At 40.7% G+C, this 12,114-nt stretch carries 13 protein-coding genes; 7 read left to right on the plus strand and 6 right to left on the minus strand.

Features of this window, described 5'->3' with window-relative positions; translation table 11 throughout:
• Positions 1-118: 118 nt before the first annotated feature.
• The 3 genes from ACIQXQ_RS03350 to ACIQXQ_RS03360 form a co-directional block, all read right to left on the minus strand.
• Positions 119-1,117 (minus strand): inorganic phosphate transporter, encoded by a 999-nt coding sequence (locus tag ACIQXQ_RS03350; protein WP_402867526.1) that lies wholly within the window; start codon positions 1,115-1,117, stop codon positions 119-121.
• A 15-nt stretch (positions 1,118-1,132) separates the two neighbouring features.
• Positions 1,133-1,753: a DUF47 domain-containing protein gene (locus tag ACIQXQ_RS03355; protein ID WP_402868506.1), complete on the minus strand. Its 621-nt coding sequence runs from the start codon at positions 1,751-1,753 to the stop codon at positions 1,133-1,135.
• A gap of 243 nt (positions 1,754-1,996) precedes the next feature.
• Positions 1,997-2,995, minus strand: coding sequence for an inorganic phosphate transporter (locus ACIQXQ_RS03360; protein WP_402867527.1), 999 nt, complete (start codon positions 2,993-2,995; stop codon positions 1,997-1,999).
• A gap of 447 nt (positions 2,996-3,442) precedes the next feature.
• Here ACIQXQ_RS03360 and ACIQXQ_RS03365 point away from each other — a divergent pair, with 447 nt between their 5' ends.
• From ACIQXQ_RS03365 to ACIQXQ_RS03385, 5 genes are all read left to right on the plus strand, one after another.
• The gene (locus tag ACIQXQ_RS03365; protein WP_402956022.1) at positions 3,443-4,225 is read left to right on the plus strand and encodes an aldo/keto reductase; all 783 of its coding nucleotides are present in this window, start codon (positions 3,443-3,445) and stop codon (positions 4,223-4,225) included.
• A gap of 454 nt (positions 4,226-4,679) precedes the next feature.
• Positions 4,680-4,934 carry a GlsB/YeaQ/YmgE family stress response membrane protein gene (locus tag ACIQXQ_RS03370; protein ID WP_402867528.1) on the plus strand — a complete coding sequence of 85 codons (255 nt, stop codon included), beginning with the start codon at positions 4,680-4,682 and terminating at the stop codon, positions 4,932-4,934.
• Between the two features lie 250 nt (positions 4,935-5,184).
• Entirely contained in the window at positions 5,185-6,000 is an 816-nt protein-coding gene (locus ACIQXQ_RS03375; RefSeq protein ID WP_402955294.1) for a MetQ/NlpA family ABC transporter substrate-binding protein, read from the plus strand.
• A 76-nt stretch (positions 6,001-6,076) separates the two neighbouring features.
• Entirely contained in the window at positions 6,077-7,117 is a 1,041-nt protein-coding gene (locus tag ACIQXQ_RS03380) for a methionine ABC transporter ATP-binding protein (RefSeq protein WP_402955297.1), read from the plus strand.
• On the plus strand, positions 7,117-7,779 hold the full coding sequence (locus ACIQXQ_RS03385; RefSeq protein ID WP_402956024.1) for a methionine ABC transporter permease: 663 nt from the start codon (positions 7,117-7,119) through the stop codon (positions 7,777-7,779). The genes ACIQXQ_RS03380 and ACIQXQ_RS03385 overlap by 1 nt, the downstream gene beginning before the upstream one ends.
• Before the next feature lie 45 nt (positions 7,780-7,824).
• Here the strand turns inward: ACIQXQ_RS03385 and ACIQXQ_RS03390 are convergent, their stop codons facing one another.
• A complete protein-coding gene (locus ACIQXQ_RS03390; protein WP_402955300.1) occupies positions 7,825-8,730 on the minus strand; it encodes an RluA family pseudouridine synthase in 906 nt (301 codons plus the stop codon).
• Between the two features lie 227 nt (positions 8,731-8,957).
• Here ACIQXQ_RS03390 and ACIQXQ_RS03395 point away from each other — a divergent pair, with 227 nt between their 5' ends.
• The gene (locus tag ACIQXQ_RS03395) at positions 8,958-9,380 is read left to right on the plus strand and encodes a DUF5365 family protein (protein WP_402955303.1); all 423 of its coding nucleotides are present in this window, start codon (positions 8,958-8,960) and stop codon (positions 9,378-9,380) included.
• Positions 9,381-9,437: 57 nt separating this feature from the next.
• Here ACIQXQ_RS03395 and ACIQXQ_RS03400 read toward each other — a convergent pair whose 3' ends face one another.
• Both ACIQXQ_RS03400 and ACIQXQ_RS03405 read right to left on the minus strand, forming a co-directional pair.
• A complete protein-coding gene (locus ACIQXQ_RS03400) occupies positions 9,438-9,908 on the minus strand; it encodes a thioredoxin family protein (protein ID WP_402955306.1) in 471 nt (156 codons plus the stop codon).
• Complete coding sequence (locus ACIQXQ_RS03405) at positions 9,908-10,345, minus strand: disulfide oxidoreductase (protein ID WP_402955309.1); 438 nt, start codon at positions 10,343-10,345, stop codon at positions 9,908-9,910. Before ACIQXQ_RS03405 ends, ACIQXQ_RS03400 begins: the two co-directional genes overlap by 1 nt.
• A 199-nt stretch (positions 10,346-10,544) precedes the next feature.
• Here ACIQXQ_RS03405 and ACIQXQ_RS03410 point away from each other — a divergent pair, with 199 nt between their 5' ends.
• Positions 10,545-12,092: a GNAT family N-acetyltransferase gene (locus ACIQXQ_RS03410; protein ID WP_402867535.1), complete on the plus strand. Its 1,548-nt coding sequence runs from the start codon at positions 10,545-10,547 to the stop codon at positions 12,090-12,092.
• The last annotated feature ends 22 nt before the right edge of the window (positions 12,093-12,114 follow it).

A 12,114-nucleotide genomic window follows, 5' to 3' on the forward strand; every position in this document is an offset into this window, starting at 1 on the left:
GCTTAAAAAATTCCTTCTTATACAAATTTTAAACGATTATCCTTATTTAACATAGTGATAGGATAGAAGAATTCCAGAAAATGAAAAAACCTGCTGAATCAGCAGGTTTTTGGAAACGTTAGAAAAAGAAATTAATAACCATGTAAATCAACCCTGCTAATGTAGCAGAAATAGGCAAGGTAATGAACCAAGTGATTAGCATTCTTTTTGCCGTTCCCCATTTAACACCCTTAACCCGGTGGGATGCACCGACTCCTAGGATGGAAGATGAAATAACATGAGTCGTACTTACTGGCATATGAATCAAAGTGGCACCGAAGATGATGAAGGCACCCGTTAAATCAGCGGCAACCCCATTGATAGGGCGAATCTTCATGATCTTTCCACCGACGGTCTTGATGATTTTCCATCCACCGATCGATGTTCCAAGACCCATTGCCAAGGCACAACTGAATTGAACCCATAAAGCGATATCCGTGCTTGATGCATATCCATTGGCGATCAGGGCCAGTGTAATGATCCCCATCGCCTTTTGAGCATCATTCGTTCCATGTGTATACGATTGAAGGGCTGCGGTAGCAATCTGGATCGTACGGAACCTTTGATTCGTTTTCGTCAGGTTGTTGTTTTTGAAAACAACTTTAAAGATGCTGTAAACGATATACCCTATCACGAAAGCGATGATAGGAGAGAAAATCAACGCTTCGAGAATTTTCAAGAACCCTTCCCACTTAATGGAGGAGAATCCGGCTGCTGCAATTGCGGCACCTGCAATCGAACCTATCAATGCATGGGAGGAACTACTTGGTATTCCGTAATACCAAGTAAGAAGATTCCATATGATGGCCGAAAGTAGAGCAGCCATGATTACATAAGAACCATTCGGGAGGGTGAACGGATCCACAATATCCTTCGTGATCGTCTTCGCCACGCCTGTGAAAGTCATGGCTCCAACAAAATTCATGATAGCTGCTAAGATGATAGCATGCCTTGGTTTTAACGCTTTTGTTGAAACAGATGTAGCAATGGCATTCGCTGTATCATGGAAACCATTGATGAAGTCGAATGCAAGTGCTAGGAAAACAATGATAATCGTTAAAATCAATAAAGTATCCATTTTTTGGGGTACTCCTTAGGCGTTTTTCATTATGATTGTTTCAAGTGTATTGGCAACGGCTTGACAGTTGTCGGCAATTTCTTCAAGGCTCTCGTAAATCTCTTTATATTGGATGATTCTGATTGGATCTTTCTCAACCGTAAACAGGTTTTTGATGGATTGGCGTTGGATGCCATCACAAACAGATTCAAGTTCTTTAATCTTAATCGCGTTTTCACGGATCATTGGTAATTTTTTAGTAGATAGCGTATCGACAGCTGTTTCGATTTCATAGGTGCATTCTTTAATGGCATCGACGAATTTAAGCATGTACTCATCGGCATTAACGATAGAATACATTTCGAATAGAGCGGAACAATGCTCCAAACCGTCTATGACATCATCCATTCTCATGGTTAATTCAAGAATATCTTCACGCTCTATAGGAGTAATGAAGGCGTTGTTTAATTCTTTAATGATGGTGTGAACCATTTCATCGCCCTTGTGCTCATAATCTTTCATCGTATCTGAAAAAACTTTTAAGTCGCTGATATTTTTAAGCTTATAATCTGCGAAATAGTCCGCACTTTCTTTGATGTTTTGAGCAATATTTAATAACATCACTGCAAATTTGTCTTTTTTAGATTTAAAAGCCATGGTTAATGCCTCCCAATTAGTCAAGCGTAATTTTACGTATAAATGTGTACGCTTTAGTATTAACAACTTGATTGTAACGAATTCATCTAGCAATAGGGAAGGTTTTTCGACGAAAATTTACAAACTCTTAATAAAACTTTACAAAAAGATAAAGGAAAAGTGAAATTTGGGAATATCTACAATGATGAAGAGAGAAAAGAGAAGAAAAAAACCTTTCCGGATTGGAAAGGTTCAAGTGTTGGATTATAAAAATAATGAAATAATATAGTATATGGTTGCAGCCAATCCTGCGGAAATTGGTAACGTGATGAACCATGTCACCAGCATGCTTTTGGCGGTTGTCCATTTTACCCCTTTGATTCGGTGAGCTGAGCCTACACCAAGTATTGAAGAGGAGATGACATGGGTTGTACTTACAGGCATATGAATGAAGGTAGCCCCTAAGATGATGGCGGCACCCGACATATCAGCGGCCACTCCGTTTATCGGGCGGATCTTCATGATTTTCCCACCGACCGTCTTGATGATTTTCCATCCGCCGATTGAAGTACCTAAGGCCATGGCAATCGCACAGGAAAGTTGTACCCAGAATGGGATGTCGGAGCTATGAGCAAATCCATTAGCCATTAAAGCCAATGTGATGATCCCCATCGACTTTTGCGCATCATTTGTTCCGTGTGTATAGGATTGAATCGCAGCCGTAAGAATTTGAATCCTCCGGAAACGTTTATTGGTCTTGCCTAAGTTATTATTTTTAAAGATGATCTTGAAGATGCTATACACGATAAAACCGACTGCAAATGCAATGATAGGAGATAAGATCAAGGCTTGGACGATCTTAGAAAACCCACTCCACTTGATGGAATCGAAACCACCTGATATTATGGCAGCTCCAGCAATGGATCCGATGATGGCATGGGAAGAACTGCTTGGAATGCCAACGTACCAGGTGACCAAATTCCAGATAATTGCAGATAGTAGGGCAGCAAGAATGACATAAGAACCATTATTTAAGGTAAATGGATCGACAATGTCCTTCGTTATGGTTTGGGCTACCCCTGTAAAGGTCAATGCTCCCAATAAGTTCATGATCGCAGCCATGATGATGGCGTGCCGAGGTTGTAGTGCCTTAGTTGAAACAGCGGTAGCGATTGCATTGGCCGTATCATGGAACCCATTGATAAAGTCAAAAACTAAAGCAAAGAAGATAATTGCAGCTGTTAAAATGAATAGACTACTCATGCATGTAAGACTCCCTTAATGTTCAAGTATGTAAATATAAAACCTAGTTTGCGGATACAAAGTGGACGAGAGATTAGTCTTGAAACTCCTACTATTTAGAATGGGAGTTATATCGATTGATTATTCTTTTGAAAAGGTGGCACCTACTTTTAACATTTTTTTGCCCAACTATTCAATTGTAACGAATTTCTTATCTATAAGGATAGATGTTTCGTCATTTTTTTACAAAATATTTTATTCATTCGATGAAAAATTACCTATTCATTCTTTTTTTAAATAATAATGGATAGTTTACCAAAGGATTTGGTGGATTGAAAGCTGAAAATTCCGAGGTGAATGGTTAGAAATGCAAGGTATCTGATGCTATAATTGGAAAATAAAACTAAGGGGGAATGTCACGTGATTTCAAGTGTTGGTGAGAAGATAACTTTACATAATGGAGTGCAAATGCCGCAGCTGGGCTTCGGTGTCTTTAAGGTGAAAAACGGTGAGGAAACGGTTGAATCAGTCAAGAAGGCGATTGAGGTAGGTTACCGTGCAATCGATACGGCCGCCATCTACGAAAATGAAGAAGGTGTGGGGCAGGCGATTCGGGAAAGTGGCATCCCACGTGAAGAACTGTTCATTACGTCGAAAGTATGGAATACGGAACAAGGATATGAAACGACCCTTCAAGCTTTCGAGGATAGCATGGAACGTCTAGGTTTGGAGTATTTGGACTTATATTTGATCCATTGGCCAGGTCAGGATAAATACCTGGAAACATGGAAGGCACTTGAGAAACTTTATCATGATGGAAAAGTGAAAGCGATCGGCGTAAGTAATTTCCATGTTCACCATCTGGAAAACTTATTGGCAAACAGTGAGGTTAAGCCTGTCGTCAATCAAATTGAATTACATCCATTGTTAACTCAAACCGAAATTCGTGATTACTGCAAAAAACATGATATCAAGGTAGAGGCGTGGAGTCCGCTTGGACGCGGGCATTTAATCGATGAACCTACAATCAACCATATTGCGAAAAAGCATGGGAAAAGCGCTGCACAGGTATTGATCAGATGGCACCTACAACATGATATCGTAGTTATTCCAAAGTCGATTACACCTTCGCGTATCGTAGAAAATGCTCAAGTGTTCGACTTTTCATTGAGCCTTAATGAGATGAACCAAATCGACGCCTTGAATAAAAATGAACGATTCGGTAGCAACCCGGATGAACTGATTTTTTAACCAGTTTCACGAACCCTAAAAAGAGTGCCCAGAGAAATTCTGGACACTCTTTTTTTTAACATATTATAGATGGAAACTGTCTATACTAACAGTGGAAGACGAAATGAAAAATAGTATATACCCCTTTCTCTACATCGATAATCTCTTTTTCGGTTCCAAAAAAATTAAAATAAAATAAGGTTTTAGATTTAGAATAAGGGGAAAATACTTAGTACAACAGCAAACAAGAAGAAAACACACACAGACATTAAGCGGTGTCCAATCAACTTCATTTTAAAATGACAATTACCTTTTTAAATAACCAAAAACATTCGCATTATTAAGATATGCGTACCAGGCATTATACCTTTTGAGTGTAAAGGTTATGGTGTTGATCGGACACGAATAATGAAAGTGATGAGTATTTCTTCAAGTCTGTTGAATAAAATTCATTTACTCAAGGAGGAAATATATTATGGGATTCTTATGGTCATTAATTATCGGTGGTATTATCGGTTGGTTAGCAGGTATGATTATCGGACGTGACGTACCATTCGGTATCGTTGGTAACATCATTGCAGGTTTTGTTGGTGCATGGTTAGGTTCATTAATTCTTGGAACTTGGGGACCTTCAGTAGCAGATTTCGCTATCATTCCAGCATTAATCGGTGCTATCGTATTTGTCTTCATCTTAAGCTTAATCTTAAGAGGAACAAGAAAAGCTTCATAAATAAAGAAAATGTAGCTGGCCTAAACGGCCAGCTTATTTTTTTTTGGGGAATTTCAAGGTAATCGCTTTTAGCGGTTGCCTTCTTTCCGTTAATTAATATAGAAGAAAGCATTATTTGCTATTTAAATATATAAAAATTATTGTCATTTACTTAATAAAAAGGATAAACAATCAATATATAGGATGAATGTAAAATTATGATGTTTTTAAAATAATAATAATTGTATACTGAAAAATAGGGGGGAGAATGATGATATCAAAAAAAATGATGGGGATGCTGCTTGCAGTCACGGGCTTATTATTAGTGGCAGGCTGCGGGAGTGAAGAGAAAGTTCAAGAACAGACGATTAAAGTGGGCGTTTCCGCGGGCCCTTTTGAAGAGGTGGCCAAAAAGGTGAAAGAGGTGGCCAAGAAAGAGGGAATCAAAATGGAGATTGTCCCATTCAATGATTTCGTCACGCCTAACCGCGCTCTTGAAAATGGGGACTTGGATGTTAATGTATTCCAAACCAAACCATATTTAGAACAATATAACGAGAATCACAAAGCCAATATCGCAACGGTGGGGAAGGTTTTCACCACGAATATGGCTTTTTATTCGAAAAAATACAAAACGATCGAGGAAATTCCTGAAGGGGCCACTCTAGGAATCATGAATGATCCTCTTAATCTGTGGCGTGGTCTTTTGTTATATGAAGAAGCGGGTTTAATTAAATTGAAGCCGGGTCTTGAAAACTACGCAACCATCCAGGACATCGCAGAAAATCCAAAAAAATTGAAATTCAAGGAGTTAGAAGGCGGTATGCTTGCTCCAGCGATGAATAGCCTGGACGTTGCGATTATCCCTAGTAATTTTGCAATCCAGAATGGATACGACCCGAAGGAAGATCCATTATATATCGAACAAGGGGACAAGTTCCCGATTTACTTGGCAACCGCAGAAGAAAATAAAGATAATGAAGACTATAAAAAATTAACTGAATTATATAGTTCCAAAGAAGTGAAAGCATTCATTAAAGAAAAGTACGATGGTGTGTTCAAAACGGTCGATCATCCTTTTGAATGAAAGGAGAGAAAGGCACAGTAAAGAAGGCTCTTTGCTGGTCCAAACCTGGAAATGAAGGATAAGTAGGGGGGCTAGAATGATCCAGCTGACTGATATACACAAAACATATGTAGAGGGAAAAAAAAGCATTCATGCCTTAAAGGGTGTATCCCTTTCCGTGAACAGGGGAGAGATTTTCGGTGTGATTGGTTTTAGCGGAGCCGGAAAGAGCACGTTGCTTCGGACGGTCAATCTGCTGGAAAAGCCGACTAGCGGAAAAGTCATCGTGAATGGAGTCGATTTACTGCAATTGAGTGAACGGGAATTGCGGTCATCCCGAAAGAAAATCGGGATGATCTTTCAGCATTTTAATTTGCTGGATTCCTATAATGTGTTTGATAATGTCGCAGAAATCTTAAGAATGAATAAGATGTCCAAACGAGAAATCAAGCAAAAGGTGGACGGTTTGCTTTTGTTAGTGGGCTTGCAGGATAAAGCGGGGGAATATCCTGCCCAGCTGTCAGGAGGACAAAAACAAAGGGTGGGGATCGCTCGCGCCTTGGCGATGGACCCCGAACTTCTTTTATGTGATGAGGCCACCTCCGCGTTAGATCCACAAACGACGGAATCCATTCTTGAACTTTTGCTTGATATTAATGAAAAAATGGGATTGACGATCATGCTGATCACCCATGAGATGGATGTCATTAAAAAAATCTGTGATCGGGTGGCTGTCATGGAGCAGGGGGAAATCATCGAACAGGGGTCAGTTCATGATATTTTCAGTACACCTCAAGCCCCGACGACGAAAAACTTCATCCGAACCGTTTTCGATGATACGGTTCCAAAAGACTTGTTGAATAAAATGCAGCATGGAAGTTCGTCCTATAAAGTGGTCAGGATCTCATTCAGGGGAGACGATGCACTTAATCCTGTGCTACATTCTCTTGCCGTACGGTTTTCCGTGGTCACCAATGTGCTAAGCGGTTCGATGATTTCAGTGAAAGGAATGCCACTTGGGATGATGGTGCTACATATTTCAGGTAAGGAAGAATCGATTTTACAGGCCATCGATTTTCTCGAACAGGCGGTTCATCATGTGGAAATAAAACGGGATTCAGAGGTGATGATGTCATGATGGAGAGTTTGGTAGGGATGTCGCCGTTATTTACACAGTCGCTGTACGAAACAGTAATGATGGTTGGGGTCGCTCTTTTCGTGGCCACCATCATAGGCATTCCACTTGGGGTGTTATTGGTGATAACAAGAAAAGATCATCTAGCACCGAATAAACTGGTCTTTCTTATATTGAATATACTTGTTAACATCATCCGGTCCGTGCCGTTTATCATATTGATTGTGGCCATCATCCCTTTCACTGAATGGGTGGCAGGCACGGCGATAGGCGTTAAGGGCGCGATTGTCCCACTGATCGTATTTACCGCCCCGTATATCGCACGATTGATAGAAACGGCCTTGCTCGAAGTGGACCGCGGCATCATTGAAGCCTACTTGGCCATGGGAGCGACACGGACACAAATCATCTTTCGAATCATGTTACGTGAAGCTAGACCAGGGATCGTCCTTTGTTTGACGATTGCAACGATAGGGTTGATCGGAGCAACGGCAATGGCCGGGGCTGTGGGAGCGGGGGGACTCGGTGATCTGGCACTACGGTATGGGTACCAACAATGGGATCTTCCTGTCATGTTCCTGACGGTCCTCCTATTGATCTGCCTCGTTCAGCTAATCCAATCTTTTGGGAATTGGGCGGCCGCTACATTAAAAAAAGGATCATAATCAAAAAAAGCTGGCTCAAAGATGATGAGCCAGCTTTTTTATGGTTTATAACGTATCAAAGATACTGGGCTTATCCAGGAAAGGCGCTTCGATGGCGATTTTTTCTTCGGAGATAGGATGGATGAATTCCATTTTCCTGGCATGAAGGGCCTGACGTGGAAAGGACCTCTTTCCGCCATACAGAGTATCCCCGGCCAATGGATGATTCAAGTGGCTGAAGTGCACCCGGATTTGGTGGGTCCTGCCACTTTCTAATGTGCAGCTGACAAGTGTCCGATTTTCTTTAGGGTACCGTTCAAGGACTTGATAATGAGTGATGGCTGTCTGTCCGGATGGAGATACTCTTCGTCTCGTCGCATGATGCCGGTCCCGCCCAATCTTTTCTTCGATTTTTCCTGCGTTTTTTTGAAGGATCCCTTCCACTAAAGCATAATAGGTTCTCTTGATGTTCCGTTCTTCAAGCATTCTATCGAGCATGGAGCCGGTCAGTCGCTCTTTAGCAAAAAGGACGGCGCCGGTGGTATCTTTATCGAGTCTATGAATATGTTTTATCATGCAGGTTTGGCCGGTTACCTGAAGGTGGTGGGCCACCCCGTTGATCAGCGAATTCCTATCACCGGAATGAGAGGGGTGGGTATCCATTCCTGCCGGTTTGTTTGCAATCAATAACAAATCATCTTCATATAAGATGGTGATTCCCAAATCTGTAGCGGGTACTCGATCATCATCAACGTGAAGCAACGGAATCTGGATCGTATCCCCTTCAGAAATTTTACTTGTCCAAGGAGTGATGACATCATTCACTTTTACTTCCTTACTCATTCTCCATTCATGAACAAGTTTCTTTGGAGCCTTCCAATGGTCTCTAAAAAGACCTTCTAATGTAAAACCATCCAATTGTTTATGTACAGTGATGAATAATTCATCGTTTTTTACTGTGAAATGTTTCAAATTTATTCCTACTTTCGTTGGATTAGATTGTATTTTTAAGAAAAAAATATATAATAATTACAATGAACTGTGAAAAAAGAATCATTAGACCTATTGAAAATGAGTCGGTGGGTTAAATTACCACATTATTTTTACAGTTTTTATGTTATTCTATTAAAAAAAGGATGAACCTCTAAGATTAAACAAACAAAGATAGGACCAAAGTATTTGAAAAAGGTGGTTTTGTTGTGAAGGTTGTCTCTCCATCAACGGAAGAACAAGAGCAAGAAATTGCTGATCTTGTTGAACGTTTCTACGAATCTGTATTTCCGAGTTACTTCACAAAAGATGAAATCCTTCATTTTAAAGAAATAGGCGTTTTACAGCCTAATAAGGGCCGTTTCACCTACAATGGTACACTGAGGGAAGCGTATCAGGTGATGACATGCCTTCAAGTCCTCCTAACCATTTTGGACAAGGAGGAGAAGGTGAATACAAAGGCAATTGAACGTAAATCAGATGAATTGTTCAAGCGTAACATTACACTTTTGAATGAATGCGGGATATTCTTCCCCTTTGATTCTAATCATTTTAACCGAATGAGCGAACATGTGGGAATGGAAGGTTTGCCCATGTACAATGTTCAAGTGGCGAATTCATACTTAGTATAAGGCAAATAAAAAGAACCGGCTATAACGGACTGTTCCCGTTATAGCCGGTTCTTTTTATTAATTGATGTCGTTTTCCTCGAACCATTCTTTAAAGCCTGTCTTTTCATGGTAGCCAACTAACCGGGCTTTTTCTTTTCCATCAACATAATGGACAATGGTCGGCGTGCTCTCTATCCCATAATCGCTCCATCCTTGCTCGAATTCCAATAAATTGTATTGAACAAGGTCAATGCCCATCTCTTCGGCCAGGGGTGCGACGACTGGGGTGGTTTTTTGGCAATGCACGCATGTAGGACTATAATAGTAAACCGTCACTGCTTCTTTTTCCTGCAGGTCATTCTCTAACTCGGCGGGTAGAATCAGGTTTTGATAATTGGGATCATCCAATTGATCGACGGTGGCGGATTTAAGATTATCTTTTCCGTATGGATTGCCTTTTGCCTTTTCTTCTTTTTTCATATTGGTCACAACGCCCAATACGATAAATAGGGCGACGATTATTACTAAGAATATCGCAATCTTTTTCATTAAGCTGAAGCCTCCTTGGATCTTGTCCATACGATGTAGCTGCATAGGAATATAATGATGAATGCAACGAGAGCTAAGGCAGGGATTGTAATAAATCCAAACCAGTTAATATATTGACCTGTACATGGGACCCTTCCGCACGCAAGGGAATGGTCGGAAAAGAATGAAACCTTTTGAATCAAATAGTGATAGGTTGAAATGAGTGCACCGATACCGGACAATATCATGGTATAAAAGCTGATCCAATGGTCCTTACGAATGATGGCTATACCTAAAATGACTGTAAAAGGATACATGATGATCCGTTGATACCAGCAAAGGGTACAAGGTTCGTATTGCTTAATTTCAGAAAAATATAAGCTTCCAAACATGGAAATGATGGAAGCAGCCCATGCAATAAATAGCCAGTTTTCTTTACTGTCTTTTGTCTTGTTCATCGCTTCCCTACTCCACCTTCTTTTTCTTTAATAAAAGTATAGTCTGTATCGATGGCGTCTGTAAAATATATGTTCTTAAAATATGCTTCAGACGGGGTTTTTTCCAGGTACATAACAAGGGAATTAGGAGTTTCAAGTGTTATATTTTTAAAATTAGGGGTATAATCTTCGATGAAGAGAATAAAGGAGCCTGAGAAAAATGCCTAATTTAGACCTGCATAAATTTGAGAAAATCATGGAAATACGAAATATGAAGCTAGGGGACATAGACGAAATCATTGCTATGCAAGCGTCTTGTTTTCCAGGGATGGATCCATGGAAACGAGATCAGCTCGAGAGCCATTTGGAAATCTTTCCGGAGGGCCAATTCGTAGCTGAGTACGATGGCAGAGTGATTGGTTCTTGTTCAAGCCTCATTATCAATTTTGACGAATATGATGATCGCCATACTTGGGATGATGTAACGGATAATGGCTACATCACGAATCACAATCCAGACGGTTATAATCTATATGGAATTGAAGTCATGGTTCATCCAAAATTCCGCAGGATGAAAATAGGACAACGACTATATGATTCAAGAAAAGAACTAGCTGCACAAATGAACCTGAAAAGTATCATTATCGGCGGCAGAATTCCAAACTACCATAAGTATGCGGATGAATTGCTACCGAGAGAATATGTCAAGGAAGTGCAACTGCATAAAATATATGATCCAGTCTTATCGTTCCAGCTTTTAAATGGGTTCACCCTTATGAGGATCAATCCCAACTATTTGCCTGATGATCTGGCTTCCAATAAATACGCGACACTCATGGAATGGAATAATTGGGATTACCAACCGAAATCGAAGCGTTATTACAAGACGTCCGAACCTGTTCGGATATGCGTCGTGCAATACATGCTCCGTCGTATCGAATCATTTGAAGATTTCGCGAACCAAGTGGAGTATTTCACGGATGTAGCGTCCGACGCCAATGCTGATTTCGCTGTATTCCCAGAGCTGTTCACAACCCAGTTGATGTCGTTCTTAAATGAACGGTCTCCAAGTCTGGCAGTCAGGAAGCTTTCGGAATTCACGGAACAGTACATTGAATTGTTCACGAAGCTTGCAGTAAGATATAACGTCAATATCATCGGTGGTTCTCATTTCGTTAAAGAGGAAGATGACAATATTTATAATATTGCCTACTTGTTCCGTCGCGACGGAACCATCGAGAAACAATATAAAATCCATATTACACCAAATGAAAGAAAATGGTGGGGGATTAATGCGGGAGACCGCGTACGTGTCTTTGATACGGATTGCGGAAAGATCGCCATTCAAATCTGTTATGACATCGAATTCCCGGAACTTGCTCGTATAGCGACAGATATGGGTGCCAAGATCATTTTCACACCTTTCTGTACGGAAGACCGACAAGGTTATCTGAGGGTTCGCTATTGTGCCCAGGCACGTGCTGTGGAGAATCAGGTCTACACAGTCATCTCTGGAACTGTCGGGAACTTGCCACAAACGGAAAACATGGATATCCAATATGCACAGTCTGGAATTTTTGCCCCTTCAGACTTCGAGTTTGCCCGTGATGGTATCGTAGGGGAAACGAGCCCTAACCTTGAGATGGTGCTTATCGGCGATGTCGATCTGGAAATCTTACGACGGGAGCGTCAATCCGGTACGGTAAGACAATTAAAAGATCGTCGCCATGACATTTACAAATTGCAATACCAAAAAGGAGATAAATAAGGATTTACATGTGCTCGTGACG

Origin of the sequence: Peribacillus sp. NPDC097198 (genome assembly GCF_044762055.1) — a bacterium.
Lineage (GTDB): Bacteria > Bacillota > Bacilli > Bacillales > DSM-1321 > Peribacillus.

Coding starts and splice junctions, on each gene's coding strand:
- ACIQXQ_RS03380 (WP_402955297.1), top strand. CDS start 6,077: ATGATCCAGCTGACTGATATACACAAAACATATGTAGAGGGAAAAAAA.
- ACIQXQ_RS03375 (WP_402955294.1), top strand. CDS start 5,185: ATGATATCAAAAAAAATGATGGGGATGCTGCTTGCAGTCACGGGCTTA.
- ACIQXQ_RS03385 (WP_402956024.1), top strand. CDS start 7,117: ATGGAGAGTTTGGTAGGGATGTCGCCGTTATTTACACAGTCGCTGTAC.
- ACIQXQ_RS03370 (WP_402867528.1), top strand. CDS start 4,680: ATGGGATTCTTATGGTCATTAATTATCGGTGGTATTATCGGTTGGTTA.
- ACIQXQ_RS03365 (WP_402956022.1), top strand. CDS start 3,443: ATGCCGCAGCTGGGCTTCGGTGTCTTTAAGGTGAAAAACGGTGAGGAA.
- ACIQXQ_RS03400 (WP_402955306.1), bottom strand. CDS start 9,908: ATGAAAAAGATTGCGATATTCTTAGTAATAATCGTCGCCCTATTTATC.
- ACIQXQ_RS03410 (WP_402867535.1), top strand. CDS start 10,545: ATGCCTAATTTAGACCTGCATAAATTTGAGAAAATCATGGAAATACGA.
- ACIQXQ_RS03360 (WP_402867527.1), bottom strand. CDS start 2,995: ATGAGTAGTCTATTCATTTTAACAGCTGCAATTATCTTCTTTGCTTTA.
- ACIQXQ_RS03350 (WP_402867526.1), bottom strand. CDS start 1,117: ATGGATACTTTATTGATTTTAACGATTATCATTGTTTTCCTAGCACTT.
- ACIQXQ_RS03355 (WP_402868506.1), bottom strand. CDS start 1,753: ATGGCTTTTAAATCTAAAAAAGACAAATTTGCAGTGATGTTATTAAAT.
- ACIQXQ_RS03405 (WP_402955309.1), bottom strand. CDS start 10,345: ATGAACAAGACAAAAGACAGTAAAGAAAACTGGCTATTTATTGCATGG.